Below are 22,698 nucleotides of genomic sequence, written 5' to 3' on the forward strand. Positions count from 1 at the left end.
TTTTCTATCGATTAAATAAAGAAAAATCTTCCCTTTCTTTATTTGTAAATAACTGTTCAAATAATTTGGCAAAGACCATTCCATATACAGTTCCATTACCCCCATACGGCAATGCGTAAAATAAATTATGTATCTTTTCGTCTTCTTTTAAAATGGGGAGACCATCATGAGTACCACCAAATGCTGCTGCCCAATAGTAGTCTGCCTGTATATTTTTATACTGCGGGAACATCTCTTTTACAATATTAATAAGGATATCACGCTTATGCAATAATTTCGTATCACCGATTGTTTGAATTTGCATCGCTTCATCTAATCCGCCTACAATAATGCGGTTTTGATACGTTCGAAAATATAAGTAGGGCCGTGCCGTTTCCCAAATTAACGATTGCTCATGCCAGCCTTCAAACTGATCTATTTCATTTGTTACAATTGCATAAGAAGTTTCTACTGTTGTATTTTTTTCTTTTTTTCCAAAAAGCGCTTCATAACCTGTCGCCATAATAATATTCTTTGCTACAATTTGATTTCCTGTTTTCGTGTAACAAATTAAATCATTTTGGCGTTTTTTTATATGTATTGCCTCTGTATGTTCATATATATTAGCTCCCATTTGGTTTGCTTTATGCAAAAAACTATGCGCTAATAAATACGGATTCACCTCAGCATCACCTTGCGTATATAACGCTGCTTGTTTTACAAAAGAATAACGTTTCTTAATATCAGCTTCTGTAAAATATTCAACTGGAAATCCATAATTCTGTAACGTATTATATTCCTCTTGTAAAAATGAGACATCCTCACTTTTACTTGCATAATATAAACTATTTCGCGGAATAAAATGGGGATCAATATCAAGAGTCGGTATAGCCTCTTCCATTGTTCTTAGCGCTTCATAACAAAGTTTATATGCTCGTACCCCTTTGTCTTTACCAAATGTATGGGTAAGAGAGGTTAACGATTTATCATGAAGAAATTGTAGTAAGCCTGTATTAGCAGCTGTGCTACCACACGCAATTGCTCTTTTTTCAATAAGTGTAACACTCATGCCAATTTTCGCTAATGAATGCGCTATATGAGCACCGGCTTCGCCGCTCCCGACTACAAGCACATCACATATCATATCATTTTCTAACAGTTGATAACAAGGTACAGAAACCCCTGTATTCCAAAACAACTTACCAGTCATAAGTTTCATAATTATACTCCTAAAATATAAATTTCTCCTTTCTATGTTTTGTTATTTTCCATAAAAAAATCCAACTAACATAGGCTAGTTGGATTTTTTATTTTTAATTAGAACGCTCTTCAAGCCAATTTCCAATCGTCGGATATGTTTGTTTTACAGCTGTTCCACCGTAAACGATAGACATATGCCCTGTCGGTAAACATACATATTGTTTATCTGTGCTAGAAATATGGTCTAGTAATGCTTCTACTTGACATGGTAAAGCGATATGATCACGTTTCCCGGAAATATTTAAGACATTCGCCTTAATATTTGCAAGGTCTACCTTTTGTCCGCGAATAACGAGTTCACCCTTAACCAGTTTATTATTTTGATAAAAATCACGAATCCACTGTCTGTATGATTCACCTGGGAACGGAATACCATCACCAACCCACTTTTGAACCAATCTCCAGCTTTCGACGAAGCGCTCATTCTCTGAACGATCTACTAAAGCAACATATGGACCGACAAAGTTTGTAATTGGTTTTAACATTTTGTTTCCGAAATCAATCATTTCTGGCGGAATATTTCCAAATGTATCAACCGCTTTATCTAAATTGAAGTATTTCTCATCTAATAAAGGACCATACAATCCTGTTTCAGAGAAATCAAAAGGACTTGTCATGAAAATTAAATTACGAATTGGCATGTGCGGATGAAGTGCTGCATAAATAGAAGTTAGCGTTCCACCCATGCAATAACCAAGTAAAGAAATCTCGTCCGATTTTGCAGTTCGCATTACTTTTTTTACTGCTTTTGCAATATAATCAAACACGAAATCATCAAATTTCAAATGACTATCTTCTAAACCAAATGTGCCCCAATCAAGCATATACACATCAAAACCACGATCCACTAGATATTCCACTAAACTATTTCCAGGAGTTAAATCCATAATATATGGTTTATTAATAAGAGCGTATATTAAAAGGATTGGAACTCTTTGTGTTTTTTCTTGTTTTGGAATGTAGCGATAAAGCTTCGTCTTATTCTTCGTCCAAATAACCTCTTTCGGCGTTAATCCTACTTGCGGCTCTGGTTCACGTAATAAAATCTCACTCGCCCTTTTCACTCGGCGGTATGCTTTTCGGTACTCTTCTGGGTATAGCTCTAATTGCTTTTCCCATTCTGTTGCGAATGTAGTCATTTTTTTATCTCCTTTTTGGTCGATTTCCTTCTTAAAAAAAGAAGTGCATTCCTGCTATGGATATGCACTTTTTTCTTACTTCATTACATATATAATCCGCCGTTAATGTTTAATTGCTGACCTGTGATATACGCACCGTCACGGCATAGGTATACTACACCTTTTGCAATTTCATCAGCTTGACCAAAACGTTTTTTCGGGATTTTTGCAACGATTTTTTGACGTACTTCTTCTGGTACTTCTGCTACCATTTCAGTATCAATAAACCCTGGGCAAATTGCATTTACAGTGACATTTGTTTTTGCAAGTTCTAACGCTAATGATTTTGTAAATCCTAACATACCCGCTTTTGCTGCTGAATAGTTTGTTTGGCCAAATCCACCTGCTTGACCAATAATAGAAGAAATGCTAATAATTCTTCCTTCTTCCGCTTCCGTTATGTATGGAAGAACCGCGCTTGTCGTATTAAATACGCTACTTAAATTCACGTCAATTACGCGCTCCCAATCTTCACGATTTAACTTTTTGAATGTACGATCTCTTGTAATACCAGCATTATTAACAAGAATATCAACTTTACCAAAATGATTCACAGCTTCTTCTACAAGTCGGTTTGCATCTTCTACTTTAGAAACATCCGCTTGCACTGCATAAACGTCATGTCCGTCTTTTCCTAGTTCATTTACTAAGTTTTCAGCTGCTTCTTTACTGCTATTATAGTTAATAACTACTTTCGCTCCCTCTTGTGCTAATGCTACTGTAATTGCTTTTCCAATCCCTTTTGCTCCACCTGTTACGATTGCTACTTTGCCATTTAATTGAACCATTTCTTTTCCCCCTTAAATGAATTTGTGAACGATTGTTATGAATCATTTTGGCACTCATACTGTAGAGTCCCTATATAATTATGTTTCGCTGTTTACACGTGAAAAGAGATTCTCCCTCTCTCTTTTACCTGTTATAAACAAGCGCTTTTATCATTTTTTATTTTCCGGCTTATTCGCAGGCTTTATCTCTTCTTTTACAGGTACTTGTAGTTTAGCTAGTACTGCATTTTGCTTTTCTAGCAATTCTAAAATTTGATCTACTTTTGTTTCAAGCGTACGAATATCTTGTTTCACTTTCGTCACATCACGCTTTAATGTAGGAGCTTGTCCTAAAGAATCTACTTTCTCCTCTAGAAACTCCTCAATGTTATCTACTTTATTTTCTAAGTTAATAACAAGCGTAGCCACTCTTGCGATATCCTCTTTCGTCGGCACATTTACTTGTTCTAAATAGTTTTTTGTCGTATCATTTAATGCTTTTTGATAAAACAAATTCAAATCTAGAACGCTGCCCATCCAAGCAGAATATTCTTCTGTTTTAATTGTTTCATTGAGCGCTTTTCCCCAAAATGTTTCGGTTTGTTCATAAGCATTTTTCCATGCTTGTAGTGGATCGAATTTTTGATCAATCACTTTACCTACACTCCCTTTTTCGTTTTTGAAACAATTCAACCTATTCACTATTTTCTAATATTCTGAATAAAACTTCAAGTCTATATTTTATTTTTTTCTATTTTCTAACAAATGTGTTGACTTTAAAAACAGATAGGTGTAAATTGCACTTATAAGCAAAAAATTCCATCTAACTGATTCATGAGGTGATGCACAATCATGCTACAAAATGAACCAGAACAACGCGAAAGTTTGGAGAACAACCAAGCGAAACAACCAAACTCCATGCCAAAAAACTTCTTAGTTCCCTTCTTACTTCTCTGTCTAAAAGACTGGAGTCTTCATGGTTACAAACTTATTCAAATGCTAATGGATATCGGCTTTTCTTCTGTTGACCAAGGTAATGTTTATAGAACACTACGCAAATTAGAAAAAGAAAACCTTATTTCTTCTACTTGGGATACAAGCGATGGAGGGCCGGCAAAAAGAATTTATTCTTTAACTGAATATGGAGAGCAATATTTAACAACATGTGCGACTTCTTTTGAACATTATCAAAATATGTTGCGAACGTTTTTCACGTTATACACCAATGCATTCTTTCCATTTTCTACTTCTCCAGAAAAGGATGAAAAGGATTCTTCATCTTCACCTGGTGGTACAGCAGAGTAATCTGCGTTCACAATATGCAAAAAAACATTTGGGGGTCAAACAATGGAAACTAAACCATACGAATTAGTCGATGCATTTTGGAAAAACTGGTCTCAATCACTTTCCCTTTTCTCTTCAGCTGGGAAACAATTAGAGCAACTTACTTTAGAAACATTAAAACAACAACAAGACGCTTTGCATAAATTAACATCAGGAGTAGATGAACTAGAAAAAGAACTACAACAAATCACTGCTCAGTTCAATAACCAATATACAGATTACGTGAAACAATTAACTGGTAACTCCTTAAATGATCAAATTAACGAGTGGCAAGACAAGTGGAAGGAACTTTCTGCTCATATGCAGCAGCTTACTGTTTCTCCTACAAAAACATCTTTGTCAATTCTTACACAAACAAGCGGTCAATTTGAAGAAACAACAAAACAATTTATTGAGCAACAACAATTACAACGTGAAGAGGCTCAAAAACAGTTAGAGGGTTTTTTGGAAGAGTTCAAGTCAAAACAGTTGGAACTCGCAAAAAAGTTCGAGGAAAACTCAAAAAATCTATTTACTTCCATCAAGTAAGAAAAATGTGGGAGCTAACTGCAGCACAAACAAAACTCTTTCTTCCTCCTACTACATCAAGATGGCTAACATTTTTCGATATGGAAAAGAAGGAGGACAAAATGAATCCATTTCAAGAAGCACAAACTGTTCCGGAGCTTCGTTATGATGAGATTCAAGTCGGTGATCAAGCATCCCTTACAAAAACAATTACAGATGAAGATGTTATCAATTTTGCAAAATTGACTGGAGATGTGAATCCTATTCATATTTTAGATTCTTTTGCAAAAACGACAATGTTTAAAGAACGTATTGCTCACGGTATGCTCGTTTCGAGTTTTATTTCTACCATCCTTGGAACGAAACTCCCGGGCAAAAATACGATTTATTTATCCCAAAACGTTTCATTCCGTGCCCCTGTCAAAATCGGTGATACACTTCGCGTTGTGGCAGAGGTTATTAAGAAGCGTGACGATAAAAAAATCATTACGTTGCAAACAAACATATATAATCAATCGGATGATATTGTCGTGGAAGGTACAGCGACAATACTGAAAAAAGAGTAGCAAATTTGCTACTCTTTTTTTCTATCCAAGAACTTCTAATCGCACCGATTACTTCCGCGTATGAGTATGTCGTTTCCACATAAAATAACGTTACCAGTTTAGATAAGAACTTAGCTCAACTGGACTACTCATAAGGATGTGTATCAACATGGTAAAAACAAACAAATTATTAGTTCCAGGTGCAGAACAAGCGCTTGAACAATTTAAATATGAAATTGCACAAGAATTTGGTGTAAGCTTAGGTTCTAATACAGCATCTCGTTCTAACGGTTCAGTTGGCGGTGAAGTAACAAAACGTCTTGTTGCTTTAGCTCAACAACAATTACGTGGATAATAATATAACATATGGCTTAGAGGCAGATATTATCTGCCTCTTTCTATTTTCAACATACATAACAGTGCTTTTTCACATACTAATCAAAGCAAAACGAAAGGAGCAATATGTGACATGAAACGGATTAATATTAGCATGAGCCCTCCCCGCGTTCTTACTTTATCTTTTATTGTATTATCAGTTGTCGGCACATGCTTATTAAAACTGCCAATTGCTACGACAACGTCCATTTCATGGCTCGATGCCTTATTTACAACCGTTTCCGCTTGTACTGTTACTGGGCTTGGTGTTGTGGATACTGGAAAAGTGTTTACTTTATTTGGACAATGTGTCATTTTAACGCTTATACAAGTTGGCGGGCTTGGCATTATGAGCTTTGCGGTCTTAATTGCCATTATGCTCGGAAGAAAAATCGGTCTTCAAAACCGTATTTTATTGCAACAAGCATTAAATCAAACGAATATCGGCGGCGTTATCCGTCTTGCCAAAGCATTATTTTTATTCTCTTTTACAGTCGAATGTATCGCTACTTTAATTCTTTCTTTTGAATGGGTACCAAAATATGGGGTTGCCAAAGGGATCTATTATAGTTTTTTCCATTCAATCTCAGCCTTTAACAATGCTGGTTTTTCTGTGTGGAGCGATAATTTAATGTCCCATTCTCATAGCATTCTTGTCAATTTCGTCATTTCCTCTCTCATCATTTTAGGTGGAATTGGTTTTACAGTAATTGTAGACATAAAAAGAAAGAAAAACTTTAAAAACCTTACACTACATTCAAAACTTATGCTCACTTCTACTCTAATCGTCAACATTATTGCTACCCTTTTTATTTTTATATTCGAGTTCCATAACTCCCTTTCTATGAGAGGTTTTACCCCATTTGAAGAAGGAATGGCCTCTTATTTTCAAGCAATTTCAACACGAACTGCCGGGTTTAATACTGTTGATATTTCTACATTGTCAAAACCTTCCCTCCTATTAATGATGCTCCTTATGTTTATTGGTGCTGGTAGTGCTTCAACGGGTGGTGGGATTAAGTTAACAACATTTTTAATCATATTTTTTGGCGTATTTAAATTTTTACAAGAACAAGAGGATATTGTCGTATTTAAAAAATCCATTAAAGATACTCTCATTGTCAAATCATTAACCATTACTATTATTTCCATTTCATTTATCTTTTTTGCTATTTTAATTTTGAGTATTACTGAGCGAGTTCCTCTATTGATGAGTGCTTTCGAAGTATTTTCAGCATTTGGGACTGTTGGCCTCAGTATGAACTTAACACCTCACTTAACTATAATCGGAAAAGCTATTATTATCTTTATGATGTTTTTTGGGAAAATGGGTCCTTTAACATTGGCTTTTTCATTTGCTCGTAAAAAGAACCGGAAAATAAAATATCCTAATGAAGATATTTTAACAGGTTGACAACCGTATAAATTATCCATATAATGAGAATACAATAACATATCTCCAAAGGGGAGTAGCGTCCAAGAATATTTCTTGGAAACAAAGTCGTCATTACGTAGAACTTAGTTCTTCCGGCTTTGTTGGCATTTTTATTACATATGTCTAGCAAGACCTTTGCCTATTAACGGCAGAGGTCTTTTTTGTATTCATTTCCAAATTCTTCCAAAGTTAATAGGCAGGAGTATGGGGAAACTAAATAGTGGGGAAATTCTTCACTTATTTAGAACTTATAGAGATGAGAGGAGAATGTACATGGATGTATCATTATTATTGGAGTATGGTTGGGTATTACTCATCCTAATTGCACTTGAAGGGATTTTAGCGGCTGATAACGCTCTTGTTCTTGCAATTATGGTAAAACATTTACCAGAAGAAAAACGAAAGAAAGCACTATTTTACGGATTAGCGGGGGCATTTGTTTTCCGATTTGGATCGTTATTTATGATTTCGTTCTTAGTCGATGTATGGCAAGTGCAAGCAATCGGTGCCATCTACCTTATGTTTATCGCTGGTAATCACTTATTTAAAACATATGTTAAAAAGAATACAGATGAAGAAACAGAAGAAAAAGAAGCAAAGAAAAAACAAGAGAACTTTTGGTGGACTGTATTTAAAGTTGAAGTTGCTGATATCGCCTTCGCAGTTGATTCAATTTTAGCTGCGGTTGCACTAGCAATGACTTTACCAAAAACAGGATTAGGTACAATTGGTAGTCTAGATACTGGGCAATTCGTTGTTATCTTTGTAGGTGGACTTATCGGATTAATCATTATGCGATTTGCAGCAACTGCTTTCGTACAAATCTTAAAACGTAAACCAGGACTTGAAACTGCAGCATTCTTAATTGTAGGTTGGGTTGGTGTGAAGCTAGCAGTTTATACATTAGCACACCCTGCATTAAATGTAATTCCACATTCATTCCCAGAATCCACTCCGTGGAAGCTTACATTCTGGATTGTATTAGTCGGAATCGCAGTTGGTGGTTGGTTCTTCTCAAAAGAAGTAGAAGTAAAAGTAGAAAAGAATTTAGACGAAAAAGCGCTGTAATTACAGCGCTTTTTCTTTTTCCTTTCTTCCTCTCAATGTCCAGAAAAAATTCCATTATACTATCTTTTGTAAACGTTTTCTTAACATATGTATGTCCTTTTTGTGAAACATTGCACAAACTTATTGAAAGTGAGAACAATTCCATGTACTTTATTCATATAAGGAGTATTTATAGAAGATTTACTAAAGGAGCGTATTACTCATGCTAGAACAAGGACTAGATTATGTTGTCAAACTGGCTAAAAGCAAAAAGAAAATGCTAGATACAAACCCAATGCAATATTTCATTCGTGCTGCACTTGCGGGTATTTATATCGGTTTTATTATTGTACTATGTTTTAAATTAGGTAACTTTTTTCACATTGCAGATTCACCAGCAACTTATTTAGCTGCTTCTATGTTTTTCGGGATTGCTCTCGTACTTATTATATATGGCGGTGCTGAATTGTTTACTGGAAACACAATGTACTTTACTGTAGCAACTTTAAGGAAAGAAACAACGATTTCTGATACACTTCGTAACTGGGTTGCTTGTTATGCAGGTAACTTAGCCGGCGCGTTATTCTTTGCCTTACTATTTTACGCAACTGGAATTTTTGAAGCAATTGATCACGGTCACTTAATGAATAAAGTCGTTGAAGGAAAGATGAACACACCTACAATGCAGCTATTCTTTAAAGCCATTTTATGTAACTGGCTCGTATGTCTTGCTTGCTTCTTACCATCTCAGGTTAAAGGCGACACAGCAAAAATAATGGTCATGATGCTACTTGTTTTCACATTCTTCTTATCTGGTTACGAACATAGTATTGCAAACTTGTCACTCTTTGCTTTATCTTTAGTTTCACCGCATCCTGAGACAATTTCTTTTTCAGGTGCTATTCATAACTTAATTCCTGTTACAATCGGTAACATTATTGGCGGATCAGTATTTGTCGGTATGGTATACCACTACTTAACAAAGAAAACACCTGAAGTTCAACAGGAAGAAACTGAAATCGCAGCAACTCAACAAGAAGAGATTATTCCTTTACAAGCACATATGAAACATTAAAAACTCCAAAGTTTTACTTTGGAGTTTTTAGCTTCCCACGTATTTAACAACAAGGTGAGGATTAATTTCTCCTTCTTCCTTTCCCTTATCCATTCTCTGTTTCATCTTGTGCATACCGATGATATCATTCGTATGAAGGTGAATTTCATTTACATATAACCCCTCTGTACAAAAAGCTTCTACAAAATCCAGTCCATTTTTTGCTCCCCACCCCATATTAAAATCAAGGGAAAGAATATTCACATCATAATCCTGAACCATTTGCAAGGCACATTCTACTGTAGTTGCGGGCACATACCCGAACGGGCAACTTCTTTGATCATCCATATATACGTTCATTTTCTATTCCCTCTCTAATTTGAATACGCGGCCAATACATAACATATTGCCGCAAGACTAATAAAAGGACCAAATGGAATTGGCTTTCTTACTTCTATACGTTTTAATACGATACCAATTCCGAAAAAACAAAGACTGAAACAAGACGCTAAAAATAAAACGATAAAAACTCCCTTCACTCCTACTATAAACCCAAGTAACGAAAGTAGTTTTATATCGCCTCCGCCAAGCCCTTCTGGATATATCTTTTGCATGCAATATAACAAAATGAATATAACACCACTACCAACTATACTATCTGTCCAAGTAACTAATTGTACAAAAACACTTTCAAGAATGAGTAAAACGGCAAACGAAATTAAAATACAATCAGGAATTAACATATATAAGTAATCTGTAACTGAAATAATAAGAAGTAGCGAAAAAAGGGATAAAATGATAATAAGCTCTCGTTCTATTCCAATCATATACACGGTAAGAAGAAATATACTTCCTGTTATACATTCAAATACTACATACATAATTGGAATTTTTCTCTTACAATTCGTACAACAGCCTCTTTGTATATAAAATGAAATGATGGGGATTAATTCTTTTGGCCTTAGCACATATTTGCAATAATAACAATGTGAACGCGGGGTAATGATAGACGCACCTAATGGAATCCTCATCGCAACTAACATAAAAAAAGAACCAAACACCATCCCTGCTAACAGTGCATATAAATAAGTGAACATCCCTTCCTCTCCTTTCCCAAAAAACATAGCAAAAAAAGGAGAGAACTTCTACTTCATATTATCCTTTATTCTACTAAAAAAGCAGGCCATTTTCCGGCCTGCTTTCCCCTCTTTTATACGATGAAATATACTGCTTTTAATGGTCCATGTACTCCGACAACAAGATTCATCTCAATATCAGCCGAGTTACTTGGCCCTGTAATAAAGTTAATACAAGATGCCGCTGTCTCCCCATTTTCTACACGTGAGTTCATATCCTGAACCGCTTGTGTAATACGAGGCACAAGTGTTTCACGTGGAATAATAGCAAAATATACAGTCGGTAAAAAGTGTAAAGAACGTCCTTGCCCTTTATGGCTTTGTACAACAATTGTACCAGATTCAGCTAATGTATAATCACTAAATGCAATACCAATATTCGCTTTTTCAGCTAAACGCATATTTTCGTCTTTTCTCTCTGGATCCCATACGTTTACTTCAATGTCTCGCTTTGGAAGTTCTTCTTTAAATAAAGATGTTAAACCATATGCATCAAAACGCTCATCTGCTGATAATAAAATAGGTCCCCCGCCGTTTTCCATGATTACTTTTTGAAGGTCTTCACCTAAACGGTCATTTGTCGTTTCTACTACAGTTGTATGAATGTTTGTACATTGCTTTTTAAACACTTCTAGTAATTCTTCTTGTGAATAATCTTTTAACGTTTCTATATTCACATTACTTTTCCATACTGGACGCTCTACACCTTCTGTTTTACGCGCGCGTCCAAGTTCTTTTGCAATGTTATCTAGAAAGGCATCACGGTTTTGAATTAATCCTGTCATTATTTATCCCCGCCTTTCTTATGATCTTTATACCAATCACGGAATCGTTCTTTACTTGGAGCTGGAAATTCACGAATATCCGTCCAGTTTTTAAGTGGTCCAACACCTTTTGATACACGATTACCAGATGTAAATGGACTCATTGCCGCTGGTGCCATTTTTGAACCCATTTTATATAAAGCAGCTGAAGAAGCACCCATACTAAACATTTTCATCGCTAGTTTTTCTGCAAGTGGTGCACGACCTTCTTGCTCAACGATGACTTGACGATGTTTTAATAATAAATCATGCAATGGAATTTTTACTGGACAAGCTTCTGTACATGCTCCGCATAAACTAGATGCATAAGGAAGCTCTTTGTAATCATCATATCCACCTAGAAGCGGTGTTAATACCGCACCGATTGGCCCTGAGTAAATCGATCCATATGAATGTCCACCAACGTGACGATATACAGGACATACGTTAACACAAGCAGCGCAACGAATACATTGTAATACTGAACGGAATTCAGATCCAAGAATTTGAGAGCGACCATTATCAACAACAACTAAATGGAATTCTTCAGGTCCATCAACTTCCTCTTCTTGAATTGGTCCTGCTACTGTAACATAACTTGTTAATTTTTGGCCTACTGCACTACGACATAGTAAACCAACTAAAACATCTAATTCTTCCATTGTCGGAACCATACGTTCCATACCCATTACCGCAATTTGTGTTTTCGGAATTGACATAACAAGATCTGCATTACCTTCATTCGTTACTAAACAAAGAGAGCCAGTATTTGCAACAGCAAAGTTACAACCAGTTACACCAATTTCTGCATCCATAAATTTCTCACGAAGTTGTTTACGAACAAACTTTGTCATTTCATACGGGTCATCAGAATTTTCATATCCTAGTTTTTCTTTAAATACATCGCGAATTTGCGTTCTATTTTTATGAAGTGCAGGTGCAATAATATGTGAAGGTGGATCGTTATCTACTTGCAAGATATACTCTCCTAAGTCACTCTCTAACACTTCACAGCCAATCTCTTCAAGCGCATGGTTCATACTGATTTCTTCTGTTACCATCGACTTTGATTTTACTACTTTTTTCGCTTGTTTCTTTTTGGCAACGTCTTGAATATACTTTGCTGCTTCCTCTTTCGTCTTCGCAAAGTACACGTGTCCGCCTCTTTTTGATACATTTTCACTTAACTGCATTAAATAATAATCAAGATTTTCTAATGTATGTTGACGAATTTGTTCACCTAGTTCTCGCCACTCTTCCCAGTTTCCTAATTCATCTGCGGCTTTTAAGCGATTCGTATATAAACGCGTTTGTGCAGAAGAAACTGCTCCGCGCATAAACGAATCTTGAATTCCATCACCAACGCGATCATTAAATTTTTTCTCACTGATTTTCATAGACATAGCTTATGTTCCCCCTTCATGAGCGACTATTCAGTACCTCAGCAATATGCATTACTTTTACTTCTTTTCCTAAACGCTCAATACGTCCGCCAATGTTTAACAAACACCCACAATCTGCACCGATTAAATAATCTGCACCTGTTTCCATTACACTATCTACTTTTTCGTCTACCATTTGCTCAGAAATTGGAGTCATCTTAACTGAAAACGTTCCCCCAAACCCGCAACAATTTTGCACGTTTGGCAAATCTCTCACAGTTAATCCTTTTACATTTGATAATAAAATTCCTGGTGCTTCTTTTATCCCGAGCATACGTGTCATATGACATGATTTATGAATAGTAGCTATCCCTGGTAAACTTGCACCAACATCTGTAACTTTTAAAACATCTACAATAAACTGTGTAAATTCATAAGTTTTATCAGCAACTTTTTGTGCACGTTTAGCCCACTTTGGATCATCTTTGAAAACATGCGGATACTCATGAAACATTGTCGCACACGAACCAGATGGCGTAACAATATATTCTGCATCTTCGAAAGTTTCAATCATATGTTTCATCGCTTCTTTTGCTGCTTCTACATGGCCACTATTATAAGCAGGCTGGCCACAACAAACTTGTGCTTCTGGAAATTCAATTTCACAACCTAAACGCTCCAACACTTCAACTGTTGCTTTGCCGACATTTGTTTCAAACATATCGACTAAACAAGTAACAAATAAAGTAACTTTCATAACTATTACTCCCCCTTTTTACAACTTCACCAACAAACATATGGTCATCAGATGACTGAGTAGAGAAGAAATAGGCTCAACCATGGCCTATCCTCTCCCTCTTCTAAAGAAAACGCTTACTTAATCTTTCTCTATTTTATCAGAAAATTAAATTTTTAAAAGATTAAATTACGAATTTATATCGTTTTTACCTGTGACAATATGTTCTACATTTGTTAAATGATCTAGCATTGCTTGCTGCGCTAATTCTACATCTTGTTTTAACACCGCATCATATATAACTTGATGCTCTTCTATAAGTCGTTCTGATGTCGTTTGTTCACCATATAAAATAATGCGTCTTGATTCACCAATCGTTTCAGCAATCATCTCTGAAACATGATTCATGAGTTCAAGCAAAATGTTATTATGCGAAGACTCTGCAATTCCCATATGGAATTGAAAATCGGCTTTTTCGCCAGCCTTTTCATCTCCAATGCTCTTTGCCATTTCATCTAACCAATGTTTCATATTTTGTAAATTATCTTCCGTACGTTTTGCCGCCGCTACTCGAACTGCCCCCACTTCAAGCACCTTTCGCACTTCTAATAAATTCAAAATATCTTCTTTCTTCATTAATAATCTATTGTTTAATGATTTCGTTAATGAAGAAGAATCGAAGTTCTTCACATATGTACCTTCTCCTTGTTTCATCTCAATTAAGCCCATCGCTCTTAGCGCACTTAGCGCTTCACGAACAGCAGATCTGCCAACTTGAAACTGCTCAGCTAATTGATGCACAGGGAGTAGTTTGTCACCAGGTTTTAACGTACCATTTTTAATCATTGTTAAAATAGCTTCAGATACTTCTTCGTAAATTTTTTTCGGTTTAATAGATTTGTACTCCAGTTAAATCACCTCAGTATCTTCCAAACAACAATTGAAACGATTTATAAGAACTTTGCATCATAACTATTTTAGACCGAATTGATAAGAAGTACAAATGTTTTGTTCATAAAATAGTCAAATTTTTGATATTTATTACATATTAATTTATATTTTTACGTATAAAGTGAAACTTTAATCAGTAGGGGTCTTGTTCATTCCCCACCTAACTTCTTTGCTTCCGCTGAATTTTGAGGTGGGGATCTTACTGCTCGGCAAATAGCGAGAGGAATATTCCCTTCAATATAAAGAACATGTCCTAAAAATTAGAACATGCCCACCTCATCCTGTACATTCAGTTTAATAATAACCGTTGTTCCTTTATCTTTTTCACTTTCAATTCGCCACTGTCCACCATGTATATGGACAATTTGTCTCACAATAGCAAGGCCTAAGCCTGTTCCACCATGTTGACGACTTCTCGCTTTATCAACTCGGTAAAAGCGCTCTCCAAGATTTTCTAAATGCTCTATATCAATTCCAATTCCTGTATCTTGTATTTTCAATTCACAGTAATCATCGATTTGCTCTAAAGTTATAACGATATTTCCGTTTTCGTTTGTATACCGTATCGCATTATCTAACACATTATGAAGCACTTGTTGCATACGATCCTCATCAATCATGACAATGACCTCTGGATTTAAATTGGTTGAAATATGAATTTCCTTTTCTATAAACTTAATCTCATACGTATCTAATACGTCTTCAATCAGCTGTGAAAAAACGATAGGTTGCTTCTTTAACGGAAAGTGCTCACCTTCTAATTGTGCTAAGTCTAACAAGTCATGAACGAGACGCTGCATACGACCTGCTTCTTTATGAATTAGCTGCGTTACTTTTTCCTGCTGCGGTCCCTTGGCAACGCCATCTAAAATAGCCTCGCTATACCCTTTTATATAACTAAGTGGTGTTCTAAGTTCATGCGAAACATTTGCTAAAAATTCCTTACGCTTTACATCTTCTGTTTCTAATGAATTGGCCATTTTATTAAATGCTTTTCCTAATCGTCCAATTTCATCCTCTGAAGAAACTGTAATCCGCTCCGAGAAATCTCCCGTAGCCAAATGATTTGCAACCCGTTCCATTTGCGAAAGTGGCTTCGTAATTGCAATTATAATTTTTCTTCCAACCCATATAGTAATTAAAATCATAGCAATTGCTAATGGTGCTAAAATAAGACCCATATCATAAATTAAGTCTTTTATACTTTTTAAAGGAATATACGAATAGACAATTCCGACTAATTTTTTATTTTCCAATACAGGGATGACAACCCCCATAATATTACGGTCAAAATGTTCTTCATATCCTATTTTTGTCACAGTTTTCCCATCTAATAGTGTTTGCCTATCTCCTTCACTTATAAGGGAATGATGATGCACATCAAAAGGCAAACATGCGCTTAAATCACGCGGATTAGACACGAAAATAACGTCTGAACTAGATATTTGATCAAACGACCTTACTTTCTCTTCAAAAGTTGATATTCCTTCGTGCTTATCATATTGAGCAGCAAGATTTTTTCCTTCCATTACTAATGAGCCTTTTAAATTATCAACGTATAGTTTTTCATACGAGTATAAAGATACGAAATAAAGAAAGGACACTGTTACACATACTGCACATACTACTGTAAGCCAAAGTTTTTGTACCATCGTAAACATACGTTACACCTCGAATTTATAGCCTACACCCCAAACAGTTTGAATGTAGTTTCCACTTTCTCCAAGCTTCAAGCGCATCGTTTTCACGTGCGTATCTACTGTTCTTGTACTTCCGGCATAATCATATCCCCATACCTTTTCAAGTAATTGCTCCCGGCTAAATACTTGTCCTGTATGCTGGCAAAGAAAATATAGTAAATCAAACTCTTTTACAGTAAGAGAAATCGACTCACCATCCGCCTCGATTCGTCTACTTTTTTCATTGATAAGAATTGGTCCGAATTGAATCTCTTCTTGCTGTTCTTGCTTTGTATATCTTCTTAACACAGCTTCCATACGGGCAACCAATTCACCAGGACTAAACGGTTTTACAATATAATCATCTGCTCCCATACGTAAGCCGTTCACCCTATTCCACTCTTCACCTTTTGCGGTTAAAAATATAATCGGCACATCTGACGTTTTTCTAATTTCTTTACAAACTGAAAGGCCATCCATTTCTGGCATCATAATATCTAATACAACGAAATCATAATGATCCGTTTCTATTTTTTTAAGAGCCTCTTTTCCATTTTCAGCTTCTCCCCACTCATATCCGAAGTTATCCAAATACATTCCAACAAGCTGCCTCATATCACTTTCATCATCTACAACTAGCACTCTATATTTATTCATTGTCCTTCCCTTCCCTCTCTATGAGTTGAAACGGTCCTTTTCCGACTTTAATTGTTTGTTTTATTTTTAAATTCTTCATATCCATAACGCACACTTCATCACTATCATAACTTGCTACATATCCTTCTGCTCCGCTCTCCAAAAATGCAAATGGATTCGACCCTACTTCTACAGAAGCTATTTCTTTATATGTGCTAATATCAAACTTTCTAAGTGTATTCGACCCATGACTTAATGCATATACGTACTTACTATCCTTCGTTATATTCACAGGCATAAATGGAGCATGTAAAGAACGTACCATTTCTCCATCCTGCAAAGAATACACTAACACTTTCTCATTTACTTGATTTCCATCACCATGTCCGCCAATCCATATTTCTTTCCCATCAGGACTAATCGTTGCTCCTGTTGATGCTGGTGGAATCATAAAGGATTGAACAACCTCTTTTTTCTTCGTATCAATTGTCGTTAGTTTCGTATCATAAAAGTTTAATACAGATAACCGATTATGATACTCTACCATCGTTATAGGTCCTTTGCCTGTTGAAACATTTCCTGTCTCTTTCCCATTTATCGTAAAGAACCTTACCTTTTGAACATTTTGATCGGCAGCAAATAATTGTTTTTTATCTTCTGATACGACCACATTTACAATGCCCTTTCCAGTTTTATATTTTCCTACTTGCCTTCCTTCCGCTAGTGAATATACATACATATATTCTAATTGCTTACCGTATACAAGTATTTCCTCACCGTTTGGAAGCAGTGTGATTCCGGCCATTGGCTCATTTAGTTCCCATGTCGTGATTAACTTTTTATCTTTTTTATCAATAAAACTAATACTGCCTTCTTTTATATTCGTTGTTATAATAACATTTTTATCTTTAGCAATTGGTGTATATGAACTTCCTTGACACCCTACTAATAGAAATAAAAAACAGAGAAGAAAAACATACTTTCTCAAAAGATTCCCTCCATCTTCGGATGATTTCGTTATAATTGTAAAATAACAAATAAATGTGTGGAAAGTGTGAAATTTTCCTTTCTTACTGCATTTACATATATAATGTACAACAAATAGAATTTGAGGTGTGTCAATTATGCTATTTCCTGATTTAGCGAATAAAATTGTACGAGAAGTACGCAGACTAATTACAGAAAATATTATTATCATTAATATAGAAGGCGTTATTATCGCAAGTACAGATACAGAAAGAATTGGTCAATTTCATGAAGGTGCACTCCGCTGCGCCAAACAAAAGAAAACCGTCATAATTACAAAAGAAGATGAAAGGCGATTGCAAGGTGTAAAGGCTGGGATGAATCTTCCTTTATTATTTCATGATGAAGTAATTGGTGTCATTGGAATTACAGGAGAACCTGAAAATATTTCACGCTACGGAGAAATATTGCGTAAGATGACCGAATTATTAATTCATGAAAACTACTTTTTAGAGCAACTAGAACTTGAGCACCGCTCCTATGAAGCTTTCGTCTTTGATTGGCTTCAAAATACAGAGTGGTCCCCGAGTTTTCTCGATCGCGCCAAAACACTTGGCATTGATTTATATAAGAAGAAACAACTTATTTTGTTTTCTATTGGCAAAAATGACACGATGCTCCAGCGTAAAATATGGCAACATGTACGTAATATTTTAACAAAAGAGCATCTATTTGTTCGCTGGGGAAATGATCGTTTTATTTTATTTACAGCGATGAGCTCCAAAGAGCAAACTTATCAATTTTTAAAACGGTTAAAACAAGACTGCGAAACTTTATTTTCGATTCCTTTATATATTGGGATTGGACAAACAGTTACCCCAAACAATATGAACATATGTTACGAACAAGCATTACGTGCTCTTTCTGTATCATTGGAAACGAAAAAAATTGTATTTAATGAAGATTTACGTTTAGAAATGTGTTTACAAGATATTTCTGCCGAAACGCGCGAACAATTTCTAGAGCGTACCATCGCGAACTTACTATCATTTCCTGAGCTTATGCACACTTTACGCTTGTTTATCGATTATAACCAATCTTATAAACAGACGGCTAAACAATTACATATACACATTAACACATTACATTACAGGCTAAAAAAGATTGAAGAACATACAGGACTTGATCCAAAGCAATTCAAAGACTTAAACGTTTTATACTTCGCACTCCTCCTATTAGATAATCATACAAAAAAGAAGGATAAAACAGATTAATCTTCAGATGATTACACATAGAAAGAATCCCTCGACTTTTTTATCATTATAATGAAAGCACTGTTACCACGTTGTTTATTATAACTAAAAACGTTAACAGTTTGAGGGGGATTTCCAATGTTAGAAAAGCAAATTATTCATTCATTCGTATCTATTGTTGGCGAAGATAATGTAGATACATCCAATATGGGTCGTTTAACTTATAGTTATGATGCCACTCCAAACTTCCAAGCAATGCCTGATGCAGTCATTGCTCCTCGTAATACAAATGAAGTAGCTGAAGTGTTAAAAATATGTAACACTCACAAAATTCCTGTATATGTGCGCGGGTCTGGAACAAACCTTTGCGCAGGTACATGTCCACTTGAAGGCGGTATCGTCCTTATTTTCCGCCATATGAACAATATTTTAGAAATTGATGAAGAAAACTTAACAATTACTGTACAAGCTGGTGTCATTACACTTGATATTATTAAAGCGGTAGAAGAAAAAGGTTTATTTTATCCACCAGATCCAAGCTCGATGAAAATTTCTACAATCGGCGGCAATATTAATGAAAACTCAGGTGGATTACGCGGTTTGAAATATGGCGTAACACGTGATTATGTAATGGGGCTTGAACTTGTCTTACCAAATGGTGATATTATTTGCACTGGCGGTAAATTAGCAAAAGATGTAGCAGGTTACGATTTAACTCGTTTATTTATCGGTTCTGAAGGAACACTTGGTGTGGTAACAGAAGCTATATTAAAACTTGTTCCTATACCTGAAACAAAGAAAACAATGCTTGCATTATATGAAGATATTAATGAAGCTGCACGTGCTGTTTCTTCTATTATTGCAAATAAAATCATTCCAGCAACCCTGGAGTTTTTAGACCAACCGACAATTGAAGTAGTAGAAGAGTTTGCGCAAATCGGTTTACCTACAGATGTAAAAGCAATTTTATTAATCGAACAAGACGGCCCGCCCGAAGTAGTCAATCGAGATATTGAAAACATGGCTAACGTTTGCCGCTCTATGAATGCAGTTGATGTTCGCATTGCAAAAGATGAAACAGAAGCAGATGCGCTTCGTACTGCTCGCCGTAGTGCTCTATCAGCGCTCGCACGATTAAAACCTACTACAATATTAGAAGATGCGACTGTACCACGTTCACAAATCGCTCCGATGGTTGAAGCAATTAATGCCATTGCAAAAAAATATAATATTCCTATTTGTACGTTTGGACACGCTGGTGATGGTAACTTACATCCAACTTGTATGACAGATGCTCGTAATGCAGAAGAAATGCACCGAGCTGAACAAGCTTTTGCTGAAATATTTGCAAAAGCAATTGAACTTGGTGGCACAATTACTGGTGAACACGGTGTTGGTGCGATGAAAGCTCCATATTTAGAAATGAAATTAGGTAAAGAAGGTATTGCAGCTATGCAAGGAATAAAGCAAGCTTTTGATCCAAATAACATTATGAATCCTGGAAAAATGTTCGCGAAAGACACTCGAAAAAGAGTGGTGGTTGAGCGATGACCACATTAAATAAAGAAAATATTCAAAAAGAATTTAAAGAACGATTAAGTGAAGATGAGCTACTAAACTGTATGCGATGCGGTTTTTGTTTACCTACTTGTCCTACCTACATTCAATCCGGATATAAAGAGTCACATTCACCGCGCGGACGTATCGCATTAATGAAAGCAGTCGTTGATGGTTTAATCGAACCAGATGAAGATGTTGAAAATACATTAAACGTTTGTCTTGGTTGCCGTGCTTGTGAGCCTGTTTGTCCATCTGGTGTAAATTATGGACATTTATTAGAAGAAGCTCGAGATATTATTAATCAAAATAAAAAATTCTCAATGCCAGTGAAAGCTGTTCGAAAAGTCGTTTTTGAAGGATTATTCCCCCATCAAAATCGAATGCGAACATTAACCGGACTAATCGGATTTTATCAACGTTCTGGTTTACAAACGCTAACACATAAAACAGGTATTATGAAGTTATTCCCTGAAACACTTGCAACGATGGATCTCGTTTTACCAAAAGTCCCTAAAATGAAAGCAATGAAAGATCGTCCTTCATTTTTACCTGCAGAAAGTACAAAGAAAAAACAAGTTGCATTCTTCACAGGCTGCTTAATGGATACGATGTTTTTAGAAACAAATAACGCAACGATGAAACTTCTCCAATTAGCTGGTTGTGATATTGTTATTCCGAAAACACAAAGTTGCTGCGGTGCATTGCATGGACATGCTGGTGAAAAGAGTGGAGCAAAAGAATTAGCAAAGCGAAATATAAAAGCATTCGAAGATTTAAACATCGACTATATTATTACGAATGCAGGAGGTTGCGGAGCTTACCTCGTAGACTATGATTATCTTTTAAAGGATGATCCGGATTGGGCTGAACGTGCTAAGCAGTTTGTTTCTAAGATTAAAGATATTACTGCTATACTAGTAGAACTAGACTTCCATAAGCGAACTGACTTACGACTCACGCCGCAGGTTATTACGTATCAAGACTCTTGTCATTTACGCAATGTTATGCGCACATCTTCTGAACCTCGTATGTTACTAGAGGCTATCCAAGGTGCAACATATCGAGAAATGAAAGATGCGGACCGCTGCTGTGGCTCTGCTGGTATTTACAATATTGTTCATTCAGAGTTATCAATGGAATTTCTAGATTACAAAATGGACCGTGTGCATGAAACAGACGCAGCAACCATTGTTACTGCAAATCCAGGTTGTTTATTACAAATGAAATTGGGCATTGAGCGAGAAGGGCTTTCTCATAAAATGAGAGGAATTCACATTGTGGATTTATTATTAGAAGCAATTGAAACTAACTCGTAATAACTCGTAACATACGTAATAATAGGAAAACGGCTATCTCCTTCGTCTATGTAAAGAGATAGCCGCTTTTTGTCTGCTACAACATTAAAAATATGTTACTTTATTATAAAAAAGAACAACAGAAACATTACAGTTTTGTAAAAATCAATCCATTATATTCCTCAAAAAATCGCTCAAACCATTGATACAATAGGATTCTTCATTTTCTATTTAGGTAACTTTATCCAAAAACACCCTCTTAAAACCAAGTATAAAAACACTATAAATTCCTTTTATACTCTATATTTCTCTTATTTTTGCTCCCTTCTTCTCTTAGGATAAATTAGGTAATTTTAAAGCCTATGAATTTTTTTCCATCTTTTTTCTTGCAAATTGTATGCTACGATGAATTTGTCAGTCAGACAGGCTGTCAAAAACAAATCGTGTGAAAACAAATTAAAACTTTATATAGGGGGACACACATCATGAAAAAGCGTGTTTTATTATCTGTAGCTGCTGCAACGGCTCTTACTTTAGGAGTATCTTCTCTAGATGCACAAGCTGCAACAGTACAACCATCTAACATAAAGGTTCAAAATATTCAGCATTCAAAAATGATGATGAAGCAAATGAGCCAACAAGAATTACAAGCATTCTTACAATCTATGGGAGTTGAATCATTAGCACAATGGCAACAAGGAAACTTCCAACCAAACTGCTTCATTCCTGGTCAACAACCTACTGAAAATGTTGTAACTGAGCAACCAACAGCTAAGCCAGAAGCTCAAAAGCCTGCTGAGCAAAAACCAG

Annotated in this window: 23 protein-coding genes, 1 pseudogene and 1 riboswitch; of the genes and pseudogenes, 11 read left to right on the plus strand and 13 right to left on the minus strand. The window is 35.7% G+C overall.

The features are described from left to right. Positions 1–4: 4 nt before the first annotated feature. From MR170_RS17590 to phaR, 4 genes are all read right to left on the minus strand, one after another. Positions 5–1,198 (minus strand): NAD(P)/FAD-dependent oxidoreductase, encoded by a 1,194-nt coding sequence (locus tag MR170_RS17590; protein ID WP_242308791.1) that lies wholly within the window; start codon positions 1,196–1,198, stop codon positions 5–7. A 94-nt stretch (positions 1,199–1,292) separates the two neighbouring features. Then, the gene (gene phaC / locus MR170_RS17595; RefSeq protein ID WP_000206336.1) at positions 1,293–2,378 is read right to left on the minus strand and encodes a class III poly(R)-hydroxyalkanoic acid synthase subunit PhaC; all 1,086 of its coding nucleotides are present in this window, start codon (positions 2,376–2,378) and stop codon (positions 1,293–1,295) included. 83 nt (positions 2,379–2,461) lie between these two features. Next, positions 2,462–3,205 carry an acetoacetyl-CoA reductase gene (locus MR170_RS17600; protein WP_000250407.1) on the minus strand — a complete coding sequence of 248 codons (744 nt, stop codon included), beginning with the start codon at positions 3,203–3,205 and terminating at the stop codon, positions 2,462–2,464. Between the two features lie 150 nt (positions 3,206–3,355). Continuing rightward, on the minus strand, positions 3,356–3,838 hold the full coding sequence (gene phaR, locus MR170_RS17605) for a polyhydroxyalkanoic acid synthase subunit PhaR (RefSeq protein WP_000566941.1): 483 nt from the start codon (positions 3,836–3,838) through the stop codon (positions 3,356–3,358). A gap of 198 nt (positions 3,839–4,036) precedes the next feature. Here phaR and phaQ point away from each other — a divergent pair, with 198 nt between their 5' ends. The 7 genes from phaQ to MR170_RS17640 all read left to right on the plus strand — a co-directional run bounded on the left by phaQ (position 4,037) and on the right by MR170_RS17640 (position 9,512). Next, the gene (phaQ, locus tag MR170_RS17610) at positions 4,037–4,489 is read left to right on the plus strand and encodes a poly-beta-hydroxybutyrate-responsive repressor (RefSeq protein WP_000939954.1); all 453 of its coding nucleotides are present in this window, start codon (positions 4,037–4,039) and stop codon (positions 4,487–4,489) included. A 42-nt stretch (positions 4,490–4,531) separates the two neighbouring features. After that, a complete protein-coding gene (gene phaP / locus MR170_RS17615) occupies positions 4,532–5,056 on the plus strand; it encodes a polyhydroxyalkanoic acid inclusion protein PhaP (protein ID WP_000448592.1) in 525 nt (174 codons plus the stop codon). A gap of 101 nt (positions 5,057–5,157) precedes the next feature. After that, entirely contained in the window at positions 5,158–5,601 is a 444-nt protein-coding gene (locus MR170_RS17620; RefSeq protein WP_001067916.1) for a MaoC family dehydratase, read from the plus strand. A 148-nt stretch (positions 5,602–5,749) separates the two neighbouring features. After that, positions 5,750–5,935 carry an alpha/beta-type small acid-soluble spore protein gene (locus tag MR170_RS17625; protein WP_000241212.1) on the plus strand — a complete coding sequence of 62 codons (186 nt, stop codon included), beginning with the start codon at positions 5,750–5,752 and terminating at the stop codon, positions 5,933–5,935. A 114-nt stretch (positions 5,936–6,049) separates the two neighbouring features. After that, positions 6,050–7,369 carry a TrkH family potassium uptake protein gene (locus tag MR170_RS17630; RefSeq protein ID WP_000822356.1) on the plus strand — a complete coding sequence of 440 codons (1,320 nt, stop codon included), beginning with the start codon at positions 6,050–6,052 and terminating at the stop codon, positions 7,367–7,369. Between the two features lie 38 nt (positions 7,370–7,407). Continuing rightward, a riboswitch (yybP-ykoY riboswitch) is annotated at positions 7,408–7,573 on the plus strand. 90 nt (positions 7,574–7,663) lie between these two features. Continuing rightward, complete coding sequence (locus tag MR170_RS17635) at positions 7,664–8,458, plus strand: TerC family protein (protein WP_000383326.1); 795 nt, start codon at positions 7,664–7,666, stop codon at positions 8,456–8,458. A gap of 202 nt (positions 8,459–8,660) precedes the next feature. Beyond that, positions 8,661–9,512, plus strand: a complete 852-nt coding sequence (locus MR170_RS17640) for a formate/nitrite transporter family protein (RefSeq protein WP_016082385.1) — start codon at positions 8,661–8,663, stop codon at positions 9,510–9,512. Between the two features lie 27 nt (positions 9,513–9,539). On the opposite strand, the gene MR170_RS17645 is transcribed toward MR170_RS17640, so the two are convergent. The 9 genes from MR170_RS17645 to MR170_RS17685 form a co-directional block, all read right to left on the minus strand. Further along, positions 9,540–9,851 (minus strand): cyclic-phosphate processing receiver domain-containing protein, encoded by a 312-nt coding sequence (locus tag MR170_RS17645; RefSeq protein WP_048564835.1) that lies wholly within the window; start codon positions 9,849–9,851, stop codon positions 9,540–9,542. A gap of 14 nt (positions 9,852–9,865) precedes the next feature. After that, positions 9,866–10,588, minus strand: a complete 723-nt coding sequence (locus tag MR170_RS17650; protein WP_242308792.1) for a prepilin peptidase — start codon at positions 10,586–10,588, stop codon at positions 9,866–9,868. 113 nt (positions 10,589–10,701) lie between these two features. Further along, complete coding sequence (locus MR170_RS17655; RefSeq protein ID WP_016082387.1) at positions 10,702–11,412, minus strand: LutC/YkgG family protein; 711 nt, start codon at positions 11,410–11,412, stop codon at positions 10,702–10,704. Then, positions 11,412–12,833, minus strand: coding sequence for a LutB/LldF family L-lactate oxidation iron-sulfur protein (locus MR170_RS17660; protein ID WP_000061930.1), 1,422 nt, complete (start codon positions 12,831–12,833; stop codon positions 11,412–11,414). The genes MR170_RS17655 and MR170_RS17660 overlap by 1 nt, the downstream gene beginning before the upstream one ends. Positions 12,834–12,849: 16 nt before the next feature. Then, the gene (locus tag MR170_RS17665; protein ID WP_000869147.1) at positions 12,850–13,569 is read right to left on the minus strand and encodes a (Fe-S)-binding protein; all 720 of its coding nucleotides are present in this window, start codon (positions 13,567–13,569) and stop codon (positions 12,850–12,852) included. 168 nt (positions 13,570–13,737) lie between these two features. Then, positions 13,738–14,427, minus strand: a complete 690-nt coding sequence (locus MR170_RS17670) for a FadR/GntR family transcriptional regulator (protein ID WP_254904515.1) — start codon at positions 14,425–14,427, stop codon at positions 13,738–13,740. 332 nt (positions 14,428–14,759) lie between these two features. Beyond that, positions 14,760–16,160, minus strand: coding sequence for a sensor histidine kinase (locus MR170_RS17675; protein ID WP_016082389.1), 1,401 nt, complete (start codon positions 16,158–16,160; stop codon positions 14,760–14,762). 3 nt (positions 16,161–16,163) lie between these two features. Continuing rightward, the gene (locus MR170_RS17680) at positions 16,164–16,835 is read right to left on the minus strand and encodes a response regulator transcription factor (RefSeq protein ID WP_016082390.1); all 672 of its coding nucleotides are present in this window, start codon (positions 16,833–16,835) and stop codon (positions 16,164–16,166) included. After that, positions 16,828–17,802, minus strand: a complete 975-nt coding sequence (locus MR170_RS17685) for a YncE family protein (protein WP_001234155.1) — start codon at positions 17,800–17,802, stop codon at positions 16,828–16,830. Before MR170_RS17685 ends, MR170_RS17680 begins: the two co-directional genes overlap by 8 nt. Positions 17,803–17,938: 136 nt before the next feature. Here MR170_RS17685 and MR170_RS17690 point away from each other — a divergent pair, with 136 nt between their 5' ends. The 4 genes and pseudogenes from MR170_RS17690 to MR170_RS17705 form a co-directional block, all read left to right on the plus strand. After that, a complete protein-coding gene (locus MR170_RS17690) occupies positions 17,939–19,054 on the plus strand; it encodes a CdaR family transcriptional regulator (protein WP_242308794.1) in 1,116 nt (371 codons plus the stop codon). 117 nt (positions 19,055–19,171) lie between these two features. After that, positions 19,172–20,584 carry a glycolate oxidase subunit GlcD gene (gene glcD / locus MR170_RS17695; protein ID WP_242308795.1) on the plus strand — a complete coding sequence of 471 codons (1,413 nt, stop codon included), beginning with the start codon at positions 19,172–19,174 and terminating at the stop codon, positions 20,582–20,584. Beyond that, positions 20,581–21,909 (plus strand): (Fe-S)-binding protein, encoded by a 1,329-nt coding sequence (locus MR170_RS17700; RefSeq protein ID WP_043936070.1) that lies wholly within the window; start codon positions 20,581–20,583, stop codon positions 21,907–21,909. Before glcD ends, MR170_RS17700 begins: the two co-directional genes overlap by 4 nt. A 464-nt stretch (positions 21,910–22,373) precedes the next feature. Beyond that, positions 22,374–22,698: pseudogene (locus tag MR170_RS17705) on the plus strand (CAP domain-containing protein); the annotation flags it as partial.

Origin of the sequence: Bacillus cereus group sp. BfR-BA-01524 (assembly GCF_022662595.1) — a bacterium.
Classification (GTDB): Bacteria; Bacillota; Bacilli; order Bacillales; family Bacillaceae_G; genus Bacillus_A; species Bacillus_A thuringiensis_S.

Excerpts from the sequence above, each read along its gene's own strand:
- MR170_RS17620 (WP_001067916.1), top strand. The coding sequence starts at position 5,158 with ATGAATCCATTTCAAGAAGCACAAACTGTTCCGGAGCTTCGTTATGAT.
- MR170_RS17675 (WP_016082389.1), bottom strand. The coding sequence starts at position 16,160 with ATGTTTACGATGGTACAAAAACTTTGGCTTACAGTAGTATGTGCAGTA.
- MR170_RS17630 (WP_000822356.1), top strand. The coding sequence starts at position 6,050 with ATGAAACGGATTAATATTAGCATGAGCCCTCCCCGCGTTCTTACTTTA.
- MR170_RS17590 (WP_242308791.1), bottom strand. The coding sequence starts at position 1,198 with ATGAAACTTATGACTGGTAAGTTGTTTTGGAATACAGGGGTTTCTGTA.
- phaQ (WP_000939954.1), top strand. The coding sequence starts at position 4,037 with ATGCTACAAAATGAACCAGAACAACGCGAAAGTTTGGAGAACAACCAA.
- MR170_RS17625 (WP_000241212.1), top strand. The coding sequence starts at position 5,750 with ATGGTAAAAACAAACAAATTATTAGTTCCAGGTGCAGAACAAGCGCTT.
- MR170_RS17690 (WP_242308794.1), top strand. The coding sequence starts at position 17,939 with ATGCTATTTCCTGATTTAGCGAATAAAATTGTACGAGAAGTACGCAGA.
- phaC (WP_000206336.1), bottom strand. The coding sequence starts at position 2,378 with ATGACTACATTCGCAACAGAATGGGAAAAGCAATTAGAGCTATACCCA.
- MR170_RS17655 (WP_016082387.1), bottom strand. The coding sequence starts at position 11,412 with ATGACAGGATTAATTCAAAACCGTGATGCCTTTCTAGATAACATTGCA.
- glcD (WP_242308795.1), top strand. The coding sequence starts at position 19,172 with ATGTTAGAAAAGCAAATTATTCATTCATTCGTATCTATTGTTGGCGAA.
- MR170_RS17680 (WP_016082390.1), bottom strand. The coding sequence starts at position 16,835 with ATGAATAAATATAGAGTGCTAGTTGTAGATGATGAAAGTGATATGAGG.
- MR170_RS17660 (WP_000061930.1), bottom strand. The coding sequence starts at position 12,833 with ATGTCTATGAAAATCAGTGAGAAAAAATTTAATGATCGCGTTGGTGAT.
- MR170_RS17700 (WP_043936070.1), top strand. The coding sequence starts at position 20,581 with ATGACCACATTAAATAAAGAAAATATTCAAAAAGAATTTAAAGAACGA.
- MR170_RS17645 (WP_048564835.1), bottom strand. The coding sequence starts at position 9,851 with ATGAACGTATATATGGATGATCAAAGAAGTTGCCCGTTCGGGTATGTG.
- MR170_RS17640 (WP_016082385.1), top strand. The coding sequence starts at position 8,661 with ATGCTAGAACAAGGACTAGATTATGTTGTCAAACTGGCTAAAAGCAAA.
- phaP (WP_000448592.1), top strand. The coding sequence starts at position 4,532 with ATGGAAACTAAACCATACGAATTAGTCGATGCATTTTGGAAAAACTGG.
- MR170_RS17650 (WP_242308792.1), bottom strand. The coding sequence starts at position 10,588 with ATGTTCACTTATTTATATGCACTGTTAGCAGGGATGGTGTTTGGTTCT.
- MR170_RS17665 (WP_000869147.1), bottom strand. The coding sequence starts at position 13,569 with ATGAAAGTTACTTTATTTGTTACTTGTTTAGTCGATATGTTTGAAACA.
- MR170_RS17600 (WP_000250407.1), bottom strand. The coding sequence starts at position 3,205 with ATGGTTCAATTAAATGGCAAAGTAGCAATCGTAACAGGTGGAGCAAAA.
- MR170_RS17635 (WP_000383326.1), top strand. The coding sequence starts at position 7,664 with ATGGATGTATCATTATTATTGGAGTATGGTTGGGTATTACTCATCCTA.